Source organism: Mucilaginibacter rubeus, assembly GCF_014643835.1.
Classification (GTDB): Bacteria; Bacteroidota; Bacteroidia; order Sphingobacteriales; family Sphingobacteriaceae; genus Mucilaginibacter; species Mucilaginibacter rubeus.
The window spans coordinates 133,248-154,757 of the sequence record NZ_BMKD01000009.1; the positions used below are offsets into that span (position 1 = coordinate 133,248).

Annotated in this window: 25 protein-coding genes and 1 tRNA gene; 16 read left to right on the top strand and 10 right to left on the bottom strand. The window is 41.2% G+C overall.

Annotation, left to right across the window (positions count from 1 at the left end; genetic code table 11):
• The first annotated feature begins 3 nt into the window (after positions 1 to 3).
• The 9 genes from IEX80_RS24395 (at position 4) to IEX80_RS24435 (ending at position 9,105) form a co-directional block, all read left to right on the top strand.
• Positions 4 to 1,287: a glycosyltransferase family protein gene (locus IEX80_RS24395; protein ID WP_229701749.1), complete on the top strand. Its 1,284-nt coding sequence runs from the start codon at positions 4 to 6 to the stop codon at positions 1,285 to 1,287.
• The gene (locus tag IEX80_RS24400) at positions 1,274 to 2,164 is read left to right on the top strand and encodes an FkbM family methyltransferase (protein WP_188834442.1); all 891 of its coding nucleotides are present in this window, start codon (positions 1,274 to 1,276) and stop codon (positions 2,162 to 2,164) included. Before IEX80_RS24395 ends, IEX80_RS24400 begins: the two co-directional genes overlap by 14 nt.
• Positions 2,165 to 3,322, top strand: coding sequence for a glycosyltransferase family 4 protein (locus IEX80_RS24405; protein WP_188834443.1), 1,158 nt, complete (start codon positions 2,165 to 2,167; stop codon positions 3,320 to 3,322).
• A 104-nt stretch (positions 3,323 to 3,426) separates the two neighbouring features.
• Positions 3,427 to 4,836, top strand: a complete 1,410-nt coding sequence (locus IEX80_RS24410; RefSeq protein WP_090530036.1) for an exosortase Y-associated Wzy-like protein — start codon at positions 3,427 to 3,429, stop codon at positions 4,834 to 4,836.
• Positions 4,837 to 4,917: 81 nt separating this feature from the next.
• Positions 4,918 to 5,541: a class I SAM-dependent methyltransferase gene (locus IEX80_RS24415; RefSeq protein WP_188834444.1), complete on the top strand. Its 624-nt coding sequence runs from the start codon at positions 4,918 to 4,920 to the stop codon at positions 5,539 to 5,541.
• Complete coding sequence (locus IEX80_RS24420; protein ID WP_176625169.1) at positions 5,538 to 6,401, top strand: glycosyltransferase family 2 protein; 864 nt, start codon at positions 5,538 to 5,540, stop codon at positions 6,399 to 6,401. The genes IEX80_RS24415 and IEX80_RS24420 overlap by 4 nt, the downstream gene beginning before the upstream one ends.
• Complete coding sequence (xrtY, locus tag IEX80_RS24425) at positions 6,398 to 6,964, top strand: exosortase Y (protein WP_188834445.1); 567 nt, start codon at positions 6,398 to 6,400, stop codon at positions 6,962 to 6,964. The genes IEX80_RS24420 and xrtY overlap by 4 nt, the downstream gene beginning before the upstream one ends.
• The gene (locus tag IEX80_RS24430; protein ID WP_229701750.1) at positions 6,930 to 7,502 is read left to right on the top strand and encodes a putative colanic acid biosynthesis acetyltransferase; all 573 of its coding nucleotides are present in this window, start codon (positions 6,930 to 6,932) and stop codon (positions 7,500 to 7,502) included. Before xrtY ends, IEX80_RS24430 begins: the two co-directional genes overlap by 35 nt.
• Before the next feature lie 31 nt (positions 7,503 to 7,533).
• The gene (locus IEX80_RS24435) at positions 7,534 to 9,105 is read left to right on the top strand and encodes a hypothetical protein (RefSeq protein ID WP_188834446.1); all 1,572 of its coding nucleotides are present in this window, start codon (positions 7,534 to 7,536) and stop codon (positions 9,103 to 9,105) included.
• Here IEX80_RS24435 and obgE read toward each other — a convergent pair.
• The 4 genes from obgE to IEX80_RS24455 form a co-directional block, all read right to left on the bottom strand.
• A complete protein-coding gene (obgE, locus tag IEX80_RS24440; protein WP_188834447.1) occupies positions 9,098 to 10,105 on the bottom strand; it encodes a GTPase ObgE in 1,008 nt (335 codons plus the stop codon). The two genes, IEX80_RS24435 and obgE, sit on opposite strands and share 8 nt — an antisense overlap.
• Positions 10,106 to 10,217: 112 nt before the next feature.
• A complete protein-coding gene (locus IEX80_RS24445) occupies positions 10,218 to 10,796 on the bottom strand; it encodes an adenylate kinase (protein WP_188834448.1) in 579 nt (192 codons plus the stop codon).
• A gap of 98 nt (positions 10,797 to 10,894) precedes the next feature.
• Positions 10,895 to 10,968 (bottom strand) — tRNA-Arg (locus tag IEX80_RS24450).
• A gap of 59 nt (positions 10,969 to 11,027) precedes the next feature.
• Positions 11,028 to 11,489, bottom strand: a complete 462-nt coding sequence (locus IEX80_RS24455) for a redoxin domain-containing protein (RefSeq protein WP_188834449.1) — start codon at positions 11,487 to 11,489, stop codon at positions 11,028 to 11,030.
• Positions 11,490 to 11,667: 178 nt separating this feature from the next.
• Here IEX80_RS24455 and IEX80_RS24460 point away from each other — a divergent pair, with 178 nt between their 5' ends.
• On the top strand, positions 11,668 to 13,236 hold the full coding sequence (locus IEX80_RS24460; RefSeq protein WP_188834450.1) for a hypothetical protein: 1,569 nt from the start codon (positions 11,668 to 11,670) through the stop codon (positions 13,234 to 13,236).
• Between the two features lie 16 nt (positions 13,237 to 13,252).
• Entirely contained in the window at positions 13,253 to 13,795 is a 543-nt protein-coding gene (locus IEX80_RS24465) for a hypothetical protein (protein ID WP_176625181.1), read from the top strand.
• A gap of 104 nt (positions 13,796 to 13,899) precedes the next feature.
• Here the strand turns inward: IEX80_RS24465 and IEX80_RS24470 are convergent, their stop codons facing one another.
• Complete coding sequence (locus IEX80_RS24470; protein ID WP_176625183.1) at positions 13,900 to 14,073, bottom strand: hypothetical protein; 174 nt, start codon at positions 14,071 to 14,073, stop codon at positions 13,900 to 13,902.
• On the opposite strand from IEX80_RS24470, the gene IEX80_RS24475 reads away from it, so the two are divergent.
• From IEX80_RS24475 to atpC, 5 genes are all read left to right on the top strand, one after another.
• Positions 14,066 to 14,629: a hypothetical protein gene (locus tag IEX80_RS24475; RefSeq protein ID WP_176625185.1), complete on the top strand. Its 564-nt coding sequence runs from the start codon at positions 14,066 to 14,068 to the stop codon at positions 14,627 to 14,629. The two genes, IEX80_RS24470 and IEX80_RS24475, sit on opposite strands and share 8 nt — an antisense overlap.
• 110 nt (positions 14,630 to 14,739) lie before the next feature.
• Positions 14,740 to 15,192 (top strand): hypothetical protein, encoded by a 453-nt coding sequence (locus tag IEX80_RS24480; RefSeq protein WP_176625187.1) that lies wholly within the window; start codon positions 14,740 to 14,742, stop codon positions 15,190 to 15,192.
• Between the two features lie 347 nt (positions 15,193 to 15,539).
• Positions 15,540 to 16,526 carry an NAD(P)H-quinone oxidoreductase gene (locus IEX80_RS24485; protein ID WP_188834451.1) on the top strand — a complete coding sequence of 329 codons (987 nt, stop codon included), beginning with the start codon at positions 15,540 to 15,542 and terminating at the stop codon, positions 16,524 to 16,526.
• 174 nt (positions 16,527 to 16,700) lie between these two features.
• A complete protein-coding gene (gene atpD, locus IEX80_RS24490) occupies positions 16,701 to 18,206 on the top strand; it encodes a F0F1 ATP synthase subunit beta (protein WP_090530069.1) in 1,506 nt (501 codons plus the stop codon).
• A gap of 82 nt (positions 18,207 to 18,288) precedes the next feature.
• Complete coding sequence (gene atpC / locus IEX80_RS24495; protein ID WP_091174059.1) at positions 18,289 to 18,540, top strand: ATP synthase F1 subunit epsilon; 252 nt, start codon at positions 18,289 to 18,291, stop codon at positions 18,538 to 18,540.
• A gap of 222 nt (positions 18,541 to 18,762) precedes the next feature.
• Here atpC and IEX80_RS24500 read toward each other — a convergent pair whose 3' ends face one another.
• The 5 genes from IEX80_RS24500 to IEX80_RS24520 all read right to left on the bottom strand — a co-directional run bounded on the left by IEX80_RS24500 (position 18,763) and on the right by IEX80_RS24520 (position 21,462).
• The gene (locus IEX80_RS24500) at positions 18,763 to 19,839 is read right to left on the bottom strand and encodes a TlpA family protein disulfide reductase (protein ID WP_188834452.1); all 1,077 of its coding nucleotides are present in this window, start codon (positions 19,837 to 19,839) and stop codon (positions 18,763 to 18,765) included.
• A 5-nt stretch (positions 19,840 to 19,844) separates the two neighbouring features.
• The gene (locus IEX80_RS24505; RefSeq protein ID WP_188834453.1) at positions 19,845 to 20,267 is read right to left on the bottom strand and encodes a hypothetical protein; all 423 of its coding nucleotides are present in this window, start codon (positions 20,265 to 20,267) and stop codon (positions 19,845 to 19,847) included.
• Between the two features lie 144 nt (positions 20,268 to 20,411).
• On the bottom strand, positions 20,412 to 20,801 hold the full coding sequence (locus tag IEX80_RS24510) for a Fic family protein (RefSeq protein ID WP_229701751.1): 390 nt from the start codon (positions 20,799 to 20,801) through the stop codon (positions 20,412 to 20,414).
• On the bottom strand, positions 20,755 to 20,904 hold the full coding sequence (locus IEX80_RS28045; protein WP_188834454.1) for an ankyrin repeat domain-containing protein: 150 nt from the start codon (positions 20,902 to 20,904) through the stop codon (positions 20,755 to 20,757). The genes IEX80_RS24510 and IEX80_RS28045 overlap by 47 nt, the downstream gene beginning before the upstream one ends.
• 6 nt (positions 20,905 to 20,910) lie before the next feature.
• A complete protein-coding gene (locus IEX80_RS24520; protein ID WP_188834455.1) occupies positions 20,911 to 21,462 on the bottom strand; it encodes an ankyrin repeat domain-containing protein in 552 nt (183 codons plus the stop codon).
• Between the last annotated feature and the right edge of the window lie 48 nt (positions 21,463 to 21,510).

Below are 21,510 nucleotides of genomic sequence, written 5' to 3' on the forward strand. Positions count from 1 at the left end.
AAAGTGAATAAAAAGCTGCTCATTATTTCGCCATACTTCCCGCCGGTAAATGCCGCGGATATGCAGCGTGTGAGGATGAGCCTTCCTTATTTTGCAACCTGCGGCTGGGATGCCGAAGTGGTGACCATTGATGCCCAGTATGCCGACCTGGCAAAAGACGAATTGTTGTTGCAAAGTCTCCCTCCGGAGATTAAAGTTCACAAAGTGAAAGCATTCCGCAAGGCACTCACTTCAAAAGTTGGTTTGGGCAGTATTGCCATCCGCTCGTTATGGCATTACTGCAAAACGGTTAACCGCCTGCTGAAGGACAACAAATTTGATCTTATTTATTTCTCAACCACACAGTTCCCGGTTTGTACGTTGGGTGCATACTGGAAAAAGCGATTTGGGGTTCCCTACGTCATTGATATGCAGGATCCCTGGCATTCCGATTATTATATCAACAAACCTAAAAGCGAGCGGCCGCCAAAATATTGGTTCGTTTACCATTTAAATAAATACCTGGAGCCCATCGCCATAAAAAATGCGTACGGGCTTATCAGTGTATCTGCCGGTTACATTGATGAGCTCAAATTACGTTATCCGGTAATTCAAAAGCTTCCTGCCGCTATTATAACCTTCGGAGCATTTGAACCCGACCTGCAAATAGCTAAAACTAACCAAAAGCTTTTTGCAGGGTTGCTTGACGATGGCTTTATCAATGTGGTATATATCGGCCGCGGCGGGAAGGATCTTCACAAGGCCATTAGCCCGGTGTTCGATGCATTAAGGACCGGTTTGAATACCAATAAAGAGCAGTTTGAAAAAATCAAACTCTACTTCATAGGTACCAGTTATGCCCCTGCCGGACAGGGGATAACCACTATACTTCCCCTGGCAAAACAATATAATGTGGAAGAACGTATTGTTGAAATTACCGACCGTATCAGCTACTATCAAGCTTTGCTCACACTGCAGCAGGCCGACGCGCTTTTTATCCCTGGGTCAGATGATCCTAAATACACAGCTTCAAAAATATTTCCATACCTGCTCACAAAAAGGCCTGTTTTGGCCGTATTTAATGCCGCAAGCTCTGCTATACCTATTATGCAGCAGTATGGTGTAGAACATGTTTACAACTATGATGACGTTACCTCCGAAAACCTATTTATATTTTTTGAGCAATTAATTAAGGGTAATTTCCAGACTGTTGAATATAATGCTGAAGCCATCGAAAAATATTCGGCACATGAAATGACACTGGCGCAGTGCCGGTTATTTGATAGAATTATTTATGAACGCCATTAAACGAACTGTCGGCTTTATTTTAAAACATCCTTTGGGAAAAAAACATCCGGCAAAAGCCTTATGGCGGTTTGCCTGGTGGCAGGTACAGTCAAGGCTTTCAAGGGCGAAGTTCATTATAAAACCTTTTGTTGGTGATGTTAAGTTTTATGCAACCAGGGGATTGAGCGGTATTACCGGTAATATATACACGGGGTTACATGAATTTAATGATATGGCCTTTCTGCTTCATTTTTTAAAGCGGGACGATATCTTTTTTGACATTGGCGCGAATGTAGGTTCATATACACTGTTGGCTTCCGGCATAGCCAAAGCTAATAGTGTTACACTTGAACCTGTTAAAGCAACTTTTGATATTTTAAACAGCAATATCGAGCTTAATTATTTGCAGGACGAAGTAAAGCTCATTAATGCCGGCGCCGGCGCAACAGCGGGCGAGATCAGATTTTCGGCTGATGAAGATACCGGAAACCATGTTATTACTAAAGATGAGAAAGGCAAAAACACTGTTATCGTACCTATAATCACTATTGATTCATTATTGGAAACATACAAACCCGCTCTTATCAAGATAGACGTGGAAGGATTTGAGACCGAAGTGCTTAAAGGAATGAGATCTACCCTTGATTCGCCCCTGCTGAAGGCCATTATCATTGAGCTTAACGGCAGCGGCGGCAGGTACGGTTTTAGCGATCAGGATATTCACAAGTTGTTACTGTCAAAAGGTTTTAGGGCTGTTGCCTATGATCCTTTTAAACGCGTTTTAACCGGGTTAGATACCTTTGGTGCATACAATACTATTTACTGCAGAGACATTGAATTGATAAACCATCGCCTTCAAAATGCAAAAAGTTTTAATATAATGGGCGAGACTATCTGAATGAAAAATTTGGCCATAGTTATCACTCACCCCATACAGTATTATACACCGGTATTTAAGCTCCTGTATGAAAGGCAAAAAATAAACGTCATGGTATTTTATACCTGGGGCGAAGGCGGTTTGCAAAAATTTGATCCAGGCTTTGGTAAAACTATCACTTGGAACCTTCCGCTCCTTGAGGGTTATCCTTATGAGTGGGTAAAAAACATTTCGGCCGATCCCGGCTCGCACCATTCAAAAGGGATTGATAATCCTGACCTTATCAGTCAAATAAATAACTGGCAGCCCGATGTTATTATGGTGTACGGCTGGTTTTACAAAAGCCATCTCAAAATCCTCAAATATTTTAAAGGCAGGGTACCTGTTATTTTCCGGGGCGATTCAACTTTACTTGATGATAAAGGCGGTATCAAATCCGTATTGCGAAGCCAGTTTTTAAAGCGGATTTACCGCCATATTGATTATGCACTATATGCCGGGTCAAACAATAAGGCTTATTTTAAAAAATGCGGTTTAAAAGAGACGCAGTTATTTTTTGCACCGCATACTGTAGATAATGATCGCTTTGCCGAAGACAGGACCAATGAAGCCCTTACCCTTCGCAAACAGTTAGGAATAGCTGATGATGAAAAACTCCTGCTTTTTGCAGGCAAGTTTGAGCATAAGAAAAACCCGCTGTCGCTGCTTGAAGCATTTATCGACATAACACAGCCGGGCACCCATCTGCTGTTTGCAGGAAATGGTATTTTGGAGGTAGAATTGAAAAATAAAGCAAGCTGGCATAAAAACATCCACTTTATTGATTTCCAAAACCAGCTTTATATGCCAGTGGTTTATCAGGCATGTGACATTTTTTGCCTCCCTTCAAAAGGGCCCGGTGAAACCTGGGGGCTGGCCATAAACGAGGCTATGGCCTGTGGCAAGGCCATATTGATATCAAACAAAGTAGGCGCGGGCACCGATTTGGTCAAGGATTATGAAAACGGACTGATCTTTAACGCGACCGACGGGATTGATCTAAAAAGCAAGCTAAAAACATTGCTACTCTATGATAAAACCGCTTTATTTACGATGGGGCAACAGTCCAGGGAAATTATTGAAGGTTGGAGCTTTGTCAAACAGGTTGAAGCGATAGAACAATTAGTGTTAAGTCAATAGTAATAAATCTTAACTCACAAGTTTGGTTTCTGACCTTTTTTACTTATAACTTATTACTTCGGACTAATGGCTAAAAGGCATTTTATCAATAAAATAATTAATAAATGCAGCAAAGCAAATCGATAGAACGATATATTGTGTTGTTTATACCATGGCTGCTGGCACTGGCATGTAAAAGTGATAGTGTGTTATCCTATTTTATTGCATGGGGTGGCTCATTTTTTATATTCATCATAACACTTACCGGCTGGGTACGTCCAATCCCCAACGACCGCCCTATGGCCGAACAGTTGATGAGGCCCTTATTTATCATCCAGATAATTTTTGCGGGGTACATGTGCAGTACATCCATCTTTTATTTTATGAATACCCTCGGCTATGAAAATTTCAAGCACGTATTTATTCATACGTTAAATGATAAAGATGCCCTGGGCTTAATTGCCCAATGCCAGCGTTATTACTGCCTTGGGCATGCTTCATTTGTGATGGGTATACTTATTTTCATGAACTATCCTGTAACTAAAAAATACTATATCGAAACCGAAAGGCTGGCAAATCTGCTCATGATGTCGGCAATTATCAGTTTTCCGCTTTCGCTGTTATTTCTTAAGATACCAGGCCTTTCCCAATTTTATTACCAGTTTAGCTCATTGAGCTTTATTGCCGGTACATTGGCGCTGGCCTTTGCCATACCACTAAAAAAAGGGGCCAATACGCTCATCTGCCTTTTACTATATGCCTTTAATTTTTACCAGGCGCTTACATCGGGATTTAAAGAGCCTATTATTATTAGCGTGCTGGTTTTAGGGATCTTCCTGTATCCTACCTATAAAAAATTAGTAACCATCGCCTTTGTCCCTATCATTGTTTTATTATTTACGGTTTTACCAACATATAACCATATTTTCCGGGCCAATGCATGGAATGGAGATGCCGATAGCGGAGAAGCCTCACAACTGGCTCTTGACGCAGCGCTAAATAGCGATAACAGCGATGTTGACGAAACTAACTGGGATTTTTTAGTATATCGCTTAAGTGAAATCGATATGTTTACCCGTTTTGTGCAGTCGACACCTAAAAATGTGGATTTTTATGGATTGGATATTGTTAAACAATCGGCTATTGCGTTGGTGCCGCGGATTTTCTGGCCCTCTAAACCAATTACCGAAGCCATGATCATGCAGCGCGTTTATGATGCCGGAGTGGTTAACCGTAACTCTTCCGTATCAGCCAAACCTGCCTACATCGTTGATGCGTATCTTTCAGGAGGTGATTGGGGGATCTTTATTTTCCTTTTCGCTTACGGCGCCCTTGCACAACTAATAGCCGTTAAAGCCGAAAAACTTTTTGGGGGATATATATTAGGCACAGCACTTATATTTTCGGGCCTGTTTCAGATCATGTGGCGCGGCATCAGTTTTGAATTCTTGTTCAATACCATCTTCTGGAGCTATATCAGCATGCTGCTAATTCATAAGGCATTGTTAAATTCTAAAATTTTAAAAGAGATTTGAATTACGCAAACGATCGATATGATTTTGAAAGAGCTGCCTTAATTAAAAAATATAAAAATATGGATCCACAATAACCACCGCATGAGCGCTTATAAAGATTACGATTATCCCGATGCAAGCCCCTGCCATGTATTTAAGGAGCTCGAGAAACCACTTATGTCGTTATTAAATGAGGATAACAACACCAGCATTCTCGACCTTGGCTGCGGCAACGGTCACCTGGTAAATTATTTATTGGCAAGGGGATTTAACGCTTATGGTATCGATGCATCCAAACCAGGCATTGCTATTGCCGATAAAATAAATCCCGGCAGGTTTTTCGTTCATGATCTTTCGGTTGAAGGGTTACCGGAGCCCTTAAGAGCTATACAGTTTAACACCATTATATCAACTGAGGTTATTGAGCACTTGTACGACCCCTACGCATTTATACGCCTTTGCCGGGATGTTTTAAGCGAATCAAAAGGTGAGCTCATCATTTCAACGCCTTATCATGGTTATTTAAAAAACCTGTTTTTGAGTATTTTAAATAAATGGGATAATCATATCAGCCCTTTGTGGCAGGGCGGGCATATCAAATTTTGGTCGGTTAAAACGCTGACACAAATCCTCAACGAACATGGGTTTGAGGTAACAGCATTCAGGGGCTGCGGCAGGTTTCCCTATTTTTGGATGAGCATGATCATTAAAGCCAAACTTAAGTGAGCGAGAGCCTGGATATTATTATCTTAACTTTTAACGAGGAAAAGAACATTGGCGACTGCCTGCGAAGCGCGGCGGTGCTAAAAGCCAATATCTATATTGTTGATTCAGGTTCAAAGGATACCACACTGGCTATTTGCCAAAGGTACACGCAAAACGTCTTCAGCCATCCGTTTGAAAATTATGCAACCCAGCGTAACTGGGCTTTGAATAACCTGCCTTTAACAGGTACCTGGATACTTAACCTGGATGCTGATCACCGGGTAACACCAGAGCTTGCCGCCCAGCTTAACGATATTTTCTCCAAGTCCATAGATGCTGAAACAAATGGCTTCCTGATCAGCAGGCGTACCCTATTTATGGGCAAATGGATCAAACATGGCGGCCACTATCCAACATACCACGCCAACCTGTTCAGGCGCGGCTTCGGGCATTGCGAAGAAAAATTGTATGATCAGCATTTTAAAGTTACCGGTAAAACGCAGGTACTTAAAACTGATATCATCGATGTAATAACCGATTCGCTTACAAGTTTCATTGCCCGGCATAATCATTGGGCAACGCTGGAGGCGCAATACCTTGTTGAGCAGCAAAACGTCCCGGTTATTGACGATAATGGTAAGCTGGTACATCCACGGTTATTTGGTAACCCGATGGAGCGCCGCCGGTATATGAAAAAACGATATGAGTCGTTTCCTTTATTCGTAAGGCCTGTAATTTACTTTACTATAAGATACTTTATAAAATTGGGTTTTTTAGATGGAAAAACCGGGCTGGTATTTCATTTTTTACAAGGTTTTTGGTTCAGGTTTTTGATTGATGCTAAAATTTATGAGTTACGAAAGGAGAGCAAAAAACAATGAAACAACCTGCTTTTTTAAATAACCCGGCGATACGGTTCATGCTGCTGTTTGTATTGCTGTTTGCCATATTTTATAGCTTTAACATTTTCTTTTTCGGTATTACTAATTCCGGCGGGAATTATAACGCTTTCTTAGCCGAACACCTGAATTATATTGCGGCTTTGAGACAGGTTTTATTGGATTGTAGTGTCATGATCCTGAAGTGGCTTGGTTATGCTGCCATTGATAATAATTCCGAGTTACTGGTTGCAGGTAAAGGGACACTGGCCATAGTTTACAGCTGCCTGGGTTTAGGATTGATCAGCTTTTTTTCCGCCTTTGTACTGGCCTATCCATCTCCGTTGCGCTCAAAATTGGTGTTCCTGTTTTCTGGGATCTTTGTTATCGAATTTTTAAACGTGATTCGTTTTGTTTTACTGGCCATCTTCTGGTCGAAAAAGGCAAACCGGATAGTTGATCACCATACCATTTTTAATATACTTCTTTACATTATTATAGCGTTTAGCCTGTATATTTGGATTAAACGTAATGATAAGCTTACCGGCGCTGATGTTCAGAACTGACCTTTCAACTTATAATAATTATCCTTATCATCCGGGCGGCAATGTTTTAAAACGCATTTTGTGGTACTACTGTAATGCCATATTCTTTAAAACAAGCATTATACCCTCAAGCGCGTTCAAAGTATTTTTACTGAAGCTATTTAGTGCCAGGATCGGTAAAAATGTAACTGTTAAGCCCTGTGTAAACATCAAATATCCATGGAATCTGCATATCGGCGATGAAAGCTGGATAGGTGAAAATGTATGGATAGATAGTTTAGTGCCCATCCATATCGGCGCGCATGTTTGCCTGTCGCAGGGGGCTGTGCTGTTAACGGGCAGCCACAATTACCAAAAAACATCCTTTGATTTGATAACCAAAGGCATAATTTTGGAAGACGGCGTGTGGATCTGCGCCGGGGCTATGGTAAATCCGGGCGTGACGGTAGCATCGCACGCGGTATTGACCAGTGGTTCTATCGCTACAAAAAACATGGACGCGTACGGCATCTATCAGGGCAACCCGGCGGTAAAGATCAGGGAACGGGAAATCAGTTAAAACTTAAACATCATCTGCTTAAAATAATTATATGCTGAAACAGAAACTACAAACCCACCAAATCATTTTATTGGTTATTAGCGGGATTGTTTTCATTATGGGTATTATGCTGATCATAGCCCCAGCCGCCATTTACCCCGACCCCAGCAAGGGTTTCCAGGTAATGCGTTCAATGGAACAGGGTTCAGCATTTAATGTCATGGTTAAACCAGATCAAAATGATATCAGCAAAAACACGTCAGAATTCCTCGCCTGGTGGTCGCCGGGGCAATACCTAGTGCCCTATTTCTTTAAACTTATTTTCAGCGTCAACACCGGTCGCGCTTCTTCAATAGTAACCCTGCTATTTTCGTTATCGGGCATTTTCGGCTTTTATTACTTCTTTAAAAAAGCGGGCTTTACGCCAATGATCTCGGCTTTAAGCGTACTGTTCATCGTAATTCAGTTATCCTTTTTTACGCCCTATGTATTTTATAACGGAGGCGAAGTACTACTTTTTGGTTACACCGGCTGGTTTTTATACGGGTGCATAGCCATTGAAAAAACTAACTGGAAACTGGCCGTATTCCTCTTTATAGGTGGAATATTAGGCTTCATTTGCAAATCGTCATTTTTATGGATGTATGCTGCCACTTGCCTTTTTTTATGGCTTAGGTTTTCAATGGGAACAAAAGACATCATTCGCTGGATAAAAAATGGCATATGGATAGGAGTCCCTGCGGTATTATCCTTATTTATGATCTATCATTTTTATCTTTCAAAAGGTGCTAACCCCTCATCGATAACCGGGGGCATAAAGCTGGTTTGGGAAACTTTTGGCTTTCCTTTGGCCTCGCCAATATTAACCGCTTTTTCGGTAGATGACCTTACAAACGGCCTTTTGTTTCATGATGACCCTCCCATGTTTACTTACTTTTGGGGGGTGATCATCGTGCTGATCTGTGCAGTATTAAGCATTTTATTAATTTGGTTTATTGCAAAAAAGGCGCCTCACAAAAATTATGCGCTGCTACTGGTGGTTTTTTATGTGGTATCGGTGTTGTTTTTCGGACAATCATTTTTGAGACAAGCCAATATTTCATATGAAGCAAGGCATTTGAGACTCATCGGGCTCATTGCTGCACCCGGCATCATTTACCTGGTAAGCAGATTGCAAACTGGTTATAAATACCTGTTTTATTTTATATGTTTTGTAATAGCTTACTCCAGCTACAAATACTTTGTGCCAAGCTACTTTCAAAATAAAAATATCGGCGCAAGGGGATATTCGGGGATAGCACAGTTATTTATCGATCAGCCATCGCTAAACTATATCCACAACCTGGATAAGCAAAACAACAACGCCATTTTTGTATTTAACAGCCCTGATCTGAGCCTGGAAATTGAACGCAACCGCACTATAACCGTTGAAACCATTGGCGCTGAAGTGGCTATCGATTACGATGACTACGTATATAATGGGCACGCCGGACCACTGTACATAGTTTTGCCCGCCGATTACATCGGTCCAAAGTCAACTATCATGCGCAAATGTTTTCCTGGCTATACCGGCTTTAAAATGACGATGCTTAGTAATGACTACATTTTGTGGGAGGCTAAATAACGCTGGAGTTGATCTCTTTCCAAAGCAGGTCTTTTAGCTGATCGATATTTTTCTGGGCTACAGATGATATAAATATAGAGGGGATCCCATCAGGGATCTCCTTTTTCATTTCAGCCTGCAGTTCATCGTCGAGCATGTCGGTTTTGGTTATGGCCAATACACGAGGCTTGTGCATCAGTTCTGGATTATATTCTTCCAGCTCATGCAGCAGGATGCTGTATTCTTCTTTTATACTGCGCGATGTATCGGCAGGCACCATAAACAGCAATACTGAATTGCGCTCAATATGCCTCAAAAACCTAAATCCTAAACCTTTGCCCTGTGATGCGCCTTCAATAATGCCAGGAATATCGGCCATTACAAATGAACGGCCGCCACGGTATGATACGATACCTAAATTAGGCACCAGTGTGGTAAAAGCGTAATCGGCAATTTCGGGCTTGGCAGCCGATACCACCGAAAGCAGGGTGGATTTACCTGCGTTAGGGAAACCTACCAAACCAACATCAGCCAGCACTTTTAGTTCGAGGATATTCCAGTCCTCACGGCCATCTTCGCCGGGTTGGGCAAAGCGGGGGGTTTGTTGGGTTGATGTTTTAAAATGCCAGTTACCCAAACCACCGCGACCACCGGGAGTAAGGATCTTGGTTTCACCATCTTTGGTTATTTCAAAAAGTACTTCGCCGGTTTCAGCATTTTTCACGGTTGTACCAAGGGGCACTTCCAATATTTCGTCGCGACCGGTTTTACCGGTACGCAATGAGCTGCCGCCCGAATCGCCATCACCAGCAATTACATGTTTACGGTATTTAAGGTGCAGCATTGTCCACAGTTGAGCGTTACCTTTTACAATAACATGGCCTCCCCTGCCACCGTCGCCACCATCAGGACCACCTTTTGATGTTAATATATCACGATGCAAATGGGCAGAACCAGCACCTCCGTGGCCTGAGCGGCAACAGATCTTCACATAATCAACAAAATTTGAACCCTGCGACATAATTTTTGATTTAGACGGAAAGTCCGAAAGTCAATAAAGTCCGAAAGTTAAGAATTTTAATCTTCCTAACCTGCGGACTTTACTGACTTCCGGACTAAAGACTTCCGAACGACTATTTTTTATACTCTTCAATTACATTAACAATAGCATCGAAGATTTCATCCACCGAACCTACGCCGTTAATGCTTTTAAATTTATTTTGATTTTGATAAAAACCAGCTACAGGAGCGGTTTTATCATTATACTCTTTAATACGCTTGCGGATCACCTCGGGATTGGCATCATCTGGTCTTCCAGATTCCTTACCACGCTCTAACAAGCGACGCTCCAGCTCATCATCGCCAACTTCAAGGGCAATCATACCCGAAATTGCCGATTGCTTTGATTCCAGTAACTGATCCAAAGCTTCTGCCTGAGCAACTGTACGCGGGAAACCATCAAAAATAAAACCTTTGGCGTCTTTATTAGCATCAAGCTTATTGCTGATCATGCCAATAACCACGGCATCCGGAACAAGCTTTCCTTCATCCATCAGTTTTTTAGCTTCTAAGCCCAACGCTGTACCTTGTGTAATCTCGCCACGTAACAAATCTCCGGTTGAAAGGTGGATCAAATCGTATTTCTCAATAAGTTTTTTCGACTGAGTACCTTTCCCGGCTCCGGGAGGGCCAAACAAAACCAGATTTAGCATGCTCTTGATAAATTAAAAGCCTTTCGGTAATACAACAGAAAGGCTTACAGTTAATTTGCAACTGCGAAGGAAAAATCCCGGGCTGCAGTGCTTTGTTGTGCACTCGAAGGGAGTCGAACCCCTAACCTTCTGATCCGTAGTCAGATGCTCTATCCAATTGAGCTACGAGTGCTTTCCGAAATGGAATGCAAAGATAGATTTTTAAACTTTCGCTGCAAACTTTTATTCAAATTATTTTACAATTTCGGCAATAGCCTCAAAATTTGGCAGTTGGCCGGCATCTTCAAGCACCTCCGCATAAATGATATTCTGCTCTTCGTCAATTACAAAGGCGGCACGCTTTGAAACACCCTTAAGCCCCATCACAAACTGATCATAAATAGCACCATAAGCCGTAGATACTTCTTTGTTAAAATCAGAAAGAAGATCGAACTGGTAATTGTTCTCTTCTTTAAACTTAGCTAAAGTAAAAGGCGAATCAACAGAAATGCCCAATATAGTAGCGTTTAAACCATCATAGTATCCAAAGCTATCGCGCATGGTGCAAAGCTGCGTGGTACAAACGCCTGTAAAAGCTAAAGGAAAAAAGTGAATAACCACTTTACGGCCTTTAAAATCGGCTAACGAAACGCTTTTTAAGGCCGATGAAATTAAGATGAATTGGGGAGCCGGCTGGCCTGGTTGTAATGACATACGTATTTGTTTTTGTAATGCAAATAAATGATAATTATACAGCATTTACTAATCAGGATTACCGCGCTGCTATATACAGTAAAAAAATATGCGGGTATCTGTATTAAATTTTTACAACTTATATTTTAATTATTTGAAATATTATTTTGATATTTAATTAACCAAACCCAATACACAAATGAAACGGTTAATTACCAGGTATAATTTAAAAACAAAAAGCCTTTTATTTTCATTTCTCGCCATCTGTTCGATAATTGTTGTTTATAGCTGTAAGAAGGAAAACCACACCAACAAAAACGCCGATCTTGCCAGCCCAGTTATATTAAGGGCAAAAAACTGGTACGAAAGTGTTTATCCACTGGTTTCCAAAACAAGTGTACTTTCAACAACGAACAATCCTGATTTAAGCCGGTTGGTAAGCCCGGACTGGGGCCGATCAAAAAACTACACCAGATACGACGATGATGTAATAGAAGCACCTATCAACGAAGATGCTCAGCTTAATTTTGATTTATCAAACAACACAGGCCTTATTTACAATAATAAATACAGCCGAAGTTGGTTTTTATTGCTGAATAAGTTTGATAAATACAGTGCTTATGTCATGACCATTATAGCCGACTCGGCCTATGTAAAAAACAATCCCGATAAGCTTAAGCTGAACAGTTATAATAAACACGATGCCAACTTTACAGGTATTGTGATATATAGTACGCCGCAGGGTAAATATGTAAACGGCTGGTTTTATAAAAACGGCGCAATATCCGGCTATCTGCCCCCCGGCCAAACCACCGAAGCCGGTAACGGGGCAACCGTGCAAAACATAAAAACAAACGCGCTGATCACCGTAAAAACCTGCCAGGATTTTATACAAAAAACTTATTACAACGGCCAATTGGTAGCCACTACGGTGCTGGCCACCTATTGCACTACTACAACTGTTGATGATGGAACCGGCAACGGCGGAGGAGGCGGCAGCATAGGCGGAGGTGGTGGCGGGAGCAGCGGCGGCTCGCCAAATACACCGCAATGTAATATACCTTATATTAATGATGCCGTAAAAACGGTTAAAGTTAACAGCCTGCAAACCCAACAGGCCGCCCCGCCCGATGATGGCGGCTTTCCGCCTCCGGCAGATCCTATTCCTTGCCCGCCGCCGCCAGTGGTTAATTTGCCCCCGGTAACAACGATTATTACCAATAACGTTACGAATCCTTGTTTGAAGAAGATGGTAGATGCTACAATAATTTCGGGAATGAGCACTCAAATTAACAGTCTAATTAGGAATGTATTTGGAGGATCTACAAGCATAAATCTTGATTTTGAAGATGTTAATACTCTACCAAATTACGCTGATGGCAAGACACTACCAAATAACGGAGTGGCTAACGGATCTCTTGATGCCCACATACAGCTTAACGTGAATTTGTTACCAAATTATTCCCAAGAATATGTAGCTCGGGTAATCATGCATGAGGCATTACATGCTTATATGGATTCGAAAGGAATTGTTGCCGATGAGGAACATGAAACTATGGTTATAAATTATGTGTCACAAATGGCCTCTTCTCTTAGAACTATGTTCCCGAATTTAAGTGAATCCGATGCCAAAAACCTCTCGTTAGGTGGATTGCAATTAACAAATACATTTCAAACTAAAATTGAAAATGATATTCAATTGTCCGGAAATTTTACAGCTATCAATTTAGCGTATTCGGTAGGTTCACTCGGTACAAGATGTCATTAATAAAAACAACACCATTATGAAAACAGCTATTTATAATTTAATGCTCATTTTAGCCCTTTCCTTATTTATGAGGAGCAATGCTTTGGCCCATTTAAAGGCAAATAAGCCAAACAGCAGAGAATCCGATCTTCAATCGGATACTGACAATATTACAAGAAAAATCTCAAACGCAATTTACAATACGTATTATAATCCGGTTTATTGGAAGAAGAGTGAAAGGGCAACTTTTACCATTCTTAAAGTAGAAATCAATAAAATTGGTCAAATAGTGGATATTCGATTTTCAGATAGCGCAGACAGTGTTTTTACAGATACATTTGTTAAAAATATTAACAATCAAGACTTCAAATCAGCTCTAACTGATTTGGTGAAAATTAAAGATTATAAAAATATTGCCATACTGATCCCTATTTATTACGAGCCTAAATTTGAATTACACCCTTCCGTTGATTATAATCATATTGAACTTATGTTGAAATTTAATAAAAAAGGAGTATCAGGGAACACCGTTTTCTTAAAACCTGTAACGATCCGAGTACTTAGCAAAGGAAATAGTTAAAAAGCCATTTTATAACCTGTGCATCGATAGCAATAGTGGCGGCTCGCCAAATACCCCTCAATGCAATATTCCTTATATTAACGATGCCGTAAAAACAGTTAAGGTTAATAGCTTGCAAACCCAACAGGCCCCCCACCCGATGATGGCGGTTTTCCGCCGCCGGCAGATCCTATTCCTTGCCCGCAGCCGGTCGTTAATTTGCCCCCGGTAACTACAACATTAACGATTAAAACAGATAGCTTATCTAAAAATTTCCCGTGTGCAACTAAGTTGATCATCGATAATTTGGCTGGTTGTGGCGTTTATTCTGACTTGATAGCTGCATTTACTACCGAAAAAAAGCCAGACCTTAATTGGAATAATGCCTCCTTGCCATGGGCTCCTAAAGGAAACTCAGGCACGATCGAATTGGGCCTCACAACGACGGACAAAGCACAAGGTACAGTTAACCGAAGTGCGACTGTTTCTTTAAACACAAATATATTGCGTAATAGTTCTCAATTAATGATCGCGGCTATTGCTATACATGAAACTTTACATGCTTACATTAACTATAAAATAATTACTGGCGGCCCAACGTTTACCGCTCCTCCATACTACGATTCGAATAAACCCTGGTTATATTCAGTTGATGCGTATGCCTGGATGTTGGGGTTACCAAGTAATTTCAGAGATCATTGGAGCATGCTTGACGAATATTTCGACAAGGCTGTCAAGTCTTTAAAGACATTTGATAATGGCGCTCACACAGATCAAGAATATGCGATGACAATATTATATGGATTAAATAATGGAAGCGACTATTTGCCAATGCAGGGGCTCATTAACAGATGAATATAATAAGTTAATGACAAGATATGGTATTACTCAGGCAAAGTTAGATGCTTTTTGGCCAACACAACTTTATGCAACAGCAAATAAATTGCCAAATAATTGTCAATAATATGAAGATAGTTTTTTTGATTTCGATGTTTTTTACCACGTACACAGTAAACGCCCAAATCACCCCCAAAGCTGATTCTGCCTTTTATCTTTTGGACACAACTAAAACTTTAGCTTCGGATAAATTATGGCACACATACCGGGAAGGGCTTGTTAAATTTTATGAGTTGAAAATATATGCTTCATGCTCTGAATTGATGGATAAACCAACTTTTGCTTATAGTAGCCATTTTCAACAACCTGCTAAACTAAGCCCTGATAAACTTAAATTAATTAAGATATTTTCATTGGCTGAATTAATCTATAAATTGAAACAATTTGCGGAAGAGGATAAAGCAACTAAATACGATGTTAAAAAGCCATTTTATTTATATTTTATCGAGCCAAACTCTGGTGGTTATACTTTAGTGAAAACTCAACTTGAAGGAAGTGGACCTAAATCCATTACTAAATGAAATATAAAGTAGTGTTTTATACAATGAAACAGATCGTGATTATTTTAGCTTTTGGGAGATTACGTTGTTATCGGCAGTAGCTCAGCTAAGTTAAACATTTATGGTGGAAAAATCATGATCAACTCTTGGGTTGTTGTATAGATTGTGATTCAGGGGATCCCCGCCTGATGACGGCGGTTTTCCGCCGCCGGCAGATCCTATTCCGTGTCCGCCGCCTATCGACTGGCGCAAGTATGAGGGGCTGGAAGAGGGCAATGGATACTCGTGTCATTTCTGCTTGTATCGTCGAAGAACGAAAACTTTCCGGACAAACATTTTAGCGCTAACTTAGCTTTCAACTACAATCTATGAAAGCAATAGTGATCACCCAACCCGGCGGGCCCGAAGTTTTGCAGCTAACCGATAGGCCAAAACCCGTTATCGCCAACGATGAAGTGCTGATAAAAGTAATGGCCGCGGGTATTAACCGACCTGATGTTTTTCAACGCAAAGGAAACTATCCGCCGCCGGCAGGTGCACCGGCGGATATCCCTGGCCTGGATGTGGCCGGTACTGTTATTGAAGTTGGCAAAGCCGTTACCCGCTGGAAACCCGGCGACAGGGTTTGCGCTTTGGTTGCCAGCGGTGGTTATGCCGAATATTGTAAAGCGCCCGATGGCCAGTGCCTGCCTGTTCCTGCCAGTTTAAGTTTCCCCGAAGCTGCTTCCCTCCCCGAAACATTTTTTACCGTTTGGAGCAATGTTTTTGATCGCGGTAGCCTTCAACCCGGCGAATCATTATTGGTACACGGTGGCTCAAGCGGCATTGGCGTTGCAGCTATTCAAATGGCCAAAGCTTTAGGCAGTACCGTTTACACAACGGCTGGTTCCGACGATAAATGCAGCTTTTGTGAGCAGCTTGGAGCTAATAAAGCCATTAACTATAAAACCGCTGATTTTAAAGAAGGGATCAAAGCACTCACCAATGGCGCTGGTGTTAACGTGATATTGGATATGATAGGCGGCGATTACATGCCTGGCAATATTGATTCGCTGGCTGTTGAGGGGCGGCTGGTCATGATCAACGCAATGAATGGCCGCGAAGTACAGCTTGATTTGGGCAAAGTAATGGCAAAAAGACTGATCATTACCGGCTCGATGCTACGCAGTAGGAACACAGCTTTCAAAGCAGCCATCGCCCAAAACCTTGAACAAAAAATATGGCCATTGTTATCGTCAGGAAAAATCAGGCCTATAGTGTACAAAACTTTTGATGCCGGCGAGGCCGCCGAAGCTCATAAGCTTATGGAAAGCAGTACTCATACAGGCAAAATTGTATTGACTTTCGTGCAATAAAAGCAAACAATTAGCAATGTTGAAATTATCCTCCAAAAATCTTAAAACACTATGTAAATAATTGGATAGAAATCTTAACTTTGCGCCTCTGAAATAGCATCTTATACATTCCTGTTACAAATGATGTATGTTGCTGTTCAGTAAAAGCATTTTTTAAAAAACACCAGGTTATATATGCCAAACATTGGAAAAATTTCAAGGATCATTGGTCCGGTAGTCGACGTAAGTTTCGCTGATGACGCTCATCTTCCTAAAATTTATGACGCATTAGAGATCACGAAAGACAATGGCCAAAAAGTTATTTTAGAGGTTCAGCAGCACTTAGGCGAAGACCGTGTACGTGCTATCGCGATGGACTCGACCGACGGCTTGTTACGCGGTATGAAGGTATTGGATACCGAAGCTGCTATCAAAATGCCGGTAGGTGATAATATCAAAGGTCGTGTATTTAACGTGGTAGGTGATGCTATCGACGGTATCCCGAATCTTGACAAAGTAAATGGTCGCCCTATTCACGCAACCCCTCCAAGGTTTGAAGACCTATCTACCGAAACTGAAGTACTTTTTACAGGTATTAAAGTTATCGACCTTTTAGAGCCTTATGCAAAAGGTGGTAAAATTGGTTTGTTTGGTGGTGCCGGTGTAGGTAAAACTGTATTAATCCAGGAACTGATCAACAACATCGCAAAAGCTTATGCAGGTTTATCTGTATTTGCCGGTGTTGGTGAGCGTACACGTGAAGGTAATGACCTTTTACGTGAGATGCTTGAATCAGGCATTATAAAATATGGCGACGCTTTCATGCATTCAATGGAAGAAGGCGGTTGGGACTTAACTAAAGTTGATACCGAAGCCATGAAAGATTCAAAAGCAACATTCGTGTTCGGCCAGATGAACGAGCCGCCGGGTGCACGTGCACGTGTGGCCCTTTCAGGCTTAACTATTGCCGAGTACTTCCGTGACGGTGATGAAGATGGTAAAGGTCGTGATATCCTTTTCTTTATCGACAACATCTTCCGCTTTACACAGGCAGGTTCAGAAGTATCAGCACTATTAGGTCGTATGCCATCAGCAGTAGGTTACCAGCCAACACTTGCAACCGAGATGGGTACCATGCAGGAGCGTATCACTTCAACCAAACGCGGTTCAATCACTTCGGTACAGGCCGTTTACGTACCTGCGGATGACTTGACCGACCCGGCGCCGGCTACAACCTTCGCCCACTTAGATGCTACTACTGTACTTTCACGTAAAATTGCCGAGCTTGGTATTTATCCTGCGGTGGATCCATTGGATTCAACCTCGCGTATCCTTAGCCCAGCTGTTTTAGGTGATGAGCACTACAATACAGCTCAACGTGTTAAAGAAACTTTACAACGTTACAAAGAGCTTCAGGATATCATCGCCATCCTTGGTATGGACGAGCTTTCTGAAGAAGATAAGTTAGTTGTATCACGCGCTCGTCGTGTTCAACGTTTCTTGTCACAACCATTCCACGTTGCTGAGCAGTTCACCGGCTTAAAAGGTGTACTGGTTGACATTAAAGATACCATCAAAGGTTTCAACATGATCATGGACGGTGAAGTTGACGAGTATCCTGAAGCAGCTTTCAACTTAGTTGGCAGCATTGAAGATGCTATTGAAAAAGGCAAAAAGCTGTTGGCTGAAGCTAACTCTTAATAAGAAGCAAGAAAATAAGACTCAAGAATCAAGAACAGGAAAAGCCTGGCTCTTGATTCTTAAATCTTGAATCTCAAAAAGCATGACATTAGAAATTCTTACTCCCGATAAAAAAGTTTACGAAGGCGAGGCCACCTCAGTAACCTTACCTGGTGCTTTGGGATTATTTGAAATACTGAACAACCACGCCCCAATCATTTCCACCCTTCAGGATGGCAAACTTACCGTACGCGGTGGTGCAGCTAAAGAAGAAGTGTTTTTTATTAAAGGCGGTGTTGTTGAAGCATTAAACAATAAAGTAACTGTTTTGGCCGAAGGCATTCAGCACAAATAGGCGCTACTTTATAAATTTATAAAGCCCGGATAAGCTTTTATCCGGGCTTTTTTGTACCCTTTTTTGGGGAGGATACGTAAACGCCATTTTTGTAAAGTACGAAGCAATCTCCTATTAGCAGAGCGGCCCATGCAAACAAACTACCCTGTAATTGCCCTGGGGATTGCTTCATACCTTACAATCAATAATGACCTATATTTTTATCAATCATAACCTTTCTCGTTAATGCGCTTGTTTCAAAGCCTTGTCAAGCTCTGCTGTAAGTGTATACCCGGATGATGGCCTTTCGCTGTTATTATTTACAATCTTGCCATCGGTTCCGATTGTAATATAATGAGGGATACCTGTTACGTTATATTTTTGACATACCGGGTTTCTTGTCCAGCCCTCAGCAATGAGGTTGACACCACTTATATTTAATGAGGCCAAACTACTTTTCCACGCTTTCTCGTCCGAATCAACACAGATGTTGAGGAACACTACATTCTTATCTTTATACCGCTCATGCAAAGCTGCAGTCGTGTTCTTTATTTCGTAAACGCAAGGGCCGCATCCTACGCCCCAAAAATCGATATACACTACTTTTCCCCGGAAGCTTTTCAAGGACACCACCTCACCCTTATCATTCTTCAAACTAAATTCAGGCGCCAGATTACCGGGTTTTAATTGCCGTACAGTTGCATAAAATTGCGCAAGAGTATCTGCATATCTTGGCGTTTTAACCTTAGTTTTAAAATCCTTGTAGATGTTCTCAGCATCGTCAAACGAATAGTAACCAAAATCCATCTCTATGGCTTTCGTTACAAACCAATCACGAAGCTCAATTAAATGAAGATTGGCCAGGCCCAGATAATATTCATCCCACGCAGGAGCAAAAGGCGTCATTTTCTTATCCCAATCCGATCCTATTATCGTTGTATTATTCAATCCCTTATAAAATCGGACGTAGTTAAAAATAAATTCTTTGTAGCTATTGCTGTTTTTAAAAGAAAACTCTGATTGGGCGTGATATGCTCCGGCAGGAAATTGCTGATTGAGCGCTTTTCCTGTAGCAGAGGTGTCGTTTATATGCAACTCATATTTAGATAACAAGTGATGACTATTCAAAAAACCAACATACTGATAATAAACATCGGTAATTAACTTCTGACTTTCGGGATGATCAAGATGCACCGCAGCTGTCATCATCACTTTATTATATAACTTATTGATCTTCTCAAACTTTGCGGAATCGGTGAGTTTATTATCATATAAGGATTGTCCCAAATCCATCGACTCTTTACGGTAGAGATTATACATCAGCATCATGGTTTGCAACCGCTCGTTTGTATGCTGGAAAGGAGAGGTGATGCGGAATGTGCTTTTAAAGTCCTTATTATCCAACTAAGTACCAGGGTATCGTTCCTTTGGGCGCAAACGGTGATAGCATCATCATTGAGGTACAGATAGATATCTTCGGTATCTCCGTCAATATTTATAGCTGTATTGAAATTGCCGTCCTTATCAACCGGTATTGTTAATGAGTAGTTAGTTAAATCGCCGGTTACAGCCATCTCCCAATATTTATCAGTAAAGTTTTTGACGTTCCCTTTAATTACAGCCGTGGCTTTTGGAGTTGAGACAATTAGCGGCTTATTTTCAGCAACAGCTTTAACAGGTTTCTTTTTTATCTGGGCATTTGCCGTTGCTACTAAGAGCAGTAGAATTATACAGGTTAGGTTTTTCATTCAGGGTGACAGGGTTAGATTATGTCAAATATAAAGAAATAAACTATTCGAATAAATCAACTCTTATTTTTAATTCTACAACTTAGGATTCATACTTACCATTTTACGGGGTGCAAATGTGCAGAATAATGGGGACTGAACTATTTAAAGAGATTGAGGCAACATCAGCAAAAAAGGCAGAGCCGCAGAATAATCCAGCAACTCATATTCCAGTCCCAGCAGCCTGATGTTATTGATGGTCATAGTGATATTTTTCCGCTTGCAGGAACCAGGCTTTAGGACCGAGCTTTCGGATATGAACCATTTTTCAAACAGGCGTGCAGTACGTCCATTGCCATCTTCAAAAGGATGGATCTTCACAAACATCAAGTGGATCATTGAGGCAGAAAAGAATGCTTCCGGAACGGCCAACTTAGCTTGCAATAACAGCTCGATATCATTAAAAAGCGACTCCAGTTTTTGTTCGACCAAATCAGACGAAGCCTCGCTAAAGCAAATCACAGATTTCTTTGTAACCGTTGCTTTTAGCAGCATCGCAAATACTCACCCCATCCTTATTAATAAAGGTTTTATCGGCATGATGCTGTAGCAATAATTTAACTATTTCGGCCCGGCCCTGTTTAGCAGCTAAAAACAAAGCCGTTTAGCTATCCCGATTTACCGGGTTTGGATCGGCACCTTTTTCAAGCAGTAACTTTATCACATCATAGTGCCCCTTATAAGAGGCTATTAATAACGGGGTAGATTTATCTGCCGCTTTACAATTTACATCAACTCCTTTGGTTAACAGCAAGGCAACCGTTGTTGCCTGTCCGTTTCTTGATGCTATAATGATGGGGTTCCAATTGTGCTCGTCTTTAGCATTAATATCTGCACCTTTTTCAATCAGGTAGGCGGCCATTTCGGTACTGCCGCTTTGGCAAGCCACCATCAGGGGTGTCCAATTTGATTTTGGAACAAAGCTTAAATCAGCTCCCGCTTCCACCAACATCTTTACAGCTTTAAGATCGTTTTGCCCTACTGCTTTAAGCAAGGGTGTCATATCATTTTTACCTCTTATGTTTATATTCTTTGGTGATTTCAATAATTCGGAAAGCTGATCGTAATTTTTGTTTTCGATGGCGGTAAATGCATCTTGCGAGAAACTTTTTGTTACGCTAAATAGCAGTAATGTCAGGATTAGGATTTTGTTCATTGTAAGTATATGATATTAATGCCTGAAACTAATCATTTATCAACTTCC

Coding starts and splice junctions, on each gene's coding strand:
- IEX80_RS24470 (WP_176625183.1), bottom strand. CDS start 14,073: ATGATCAACTTAGTTGCACACGGGAAATTTTTAGATAAGCTATCTGTT.
- IEX80_RS24405 (WP_188834443.1), top strand. CDS start 2,165: ATGAAAAATTTGGCCATAGTTATCACTCACCCCATACAGTATTATACA.
- IEX80_RS24505 (WP_188834453.1), bottom strand. CDS start 20,267: ATGAAAAACCTAACCTGTATAATTCTACTGCTCTTAGTAGCAACGGCA.
- IEX80_RS24400 (WP_188834442.1), top strand. CDS start 1,274: ATGAACGCCATTAAACGAACTGTCGGCTTTATTTTAAAACATCCTTTG.
- IEX80_RS24510 (WP_229701751.1), bottom strand. CDS start 20,801: ATGCTGCTAAAAGCAACGGTTACAAAGAAATCTGTGATTTGCTTTAGC.
- IEX80_RS24410 (WP_090530036.1), top strand. CDS start 3,427: ATGCAGCAAAGCAAATCGATAGAACGATATATTGTGTTGTTTATACCA.
- IEX80_RS24485 (WP_188834451.1), top strand. CDS start 15,540: ATGAAAGCAATAGTGATCACCCAACCCGGCGGGCCCGAAGTTTTGCAG.
- IEX80_RS24465 (WP_176625181.1), top strand. CDS start 13,253: ATGAAAACAGCTATTTATAATTTAATGCTCATTTTAGCCCTTTCCTTA.
- atpC (WP_091174059.1), top strand. CDS start 18,289: ATGACATTAGAAATTCTTACTCCCGATAAAAAAGTTTACGAAGGCGAG.
- IEX80_RS24445 (WP_188834448.1), bottom strand. CDS start 10,796: ATGCTAAATCTGGTTTTGTTTGGCCCTCCCGGAGCCGGGAAAGGTACT.
- IEX80_RS24435 (WP_188834446.1), top strand. CDS start 7,534: ATGCTGAAACAGAAACTACAAACCCACCAAATCATTTTATTGGTTATT.
- IEX80_RS24455 (WP_188834449.1), bottom strand. CDS start 11,489: ATGTCATTACAACCAGGCCAGCCGGCTCCCCAATTCATCTTAATTTCA.
- IEX80_RS24430 (WP_229701750.1), top strand. CDS start 6,930: ATGATAAGCTTACCGGCGCTGATGTTCAGAACTGACCTTTCAACTTAT.
- xrtY (WP_188834445.1), top strand. CDS start 6,398: ATGAAACAACCTGCTTTTTTAAATAACCCGGCGATACGGTTCATGCTG.
- IEX80_RS24520 (WP_188834455.1), bottom strand. CDS start 21,462: ATGAACAAAATCCTAATCCTGACATTACTGCTATTTAGCGTAACAAAA.
- IEX80_RS24460 (WP_188834450.1), top strand. CDS start 11,668: ATGAAACGGTTAATTACCAGGTATAATTTAAAAACAAAAAGCCTTTTA.
- obgE (WP_188834447.1), bottom strand. CDS start 10,105: ATGTCGCAGGGTTCAAATTTTGTTGATTATGTGAAGATCTGTTGCCGC.
- IEX80_RS24480 (WP_176625187.1), top strand. CDS start 14,740: ATGAAGATAGTTTTTTTGATTTCGATGTTTTTTACCACGTACACAGTA.
- atpD (WP_090530069.1), top strand. CDS start 16,701: ATGCCAAACATTGGAAAAATTTCAAGGATCATTGGTCCGGTAGTCGAC.
- IEX80_RS24415 (WP_188834444.1), top strand. CDS start 4,918: ATGAGCGCTTATAAAGATTACGATTATCCCGATGCAAGCCCCTGCCAT.
- IEX80_RS24500 (WP_188834452.1), bottom strand. CDS start 19,839: ATGTATAATCTCTACCGTAAAGAGTCGATGGATTTGGGACAATCCTTA.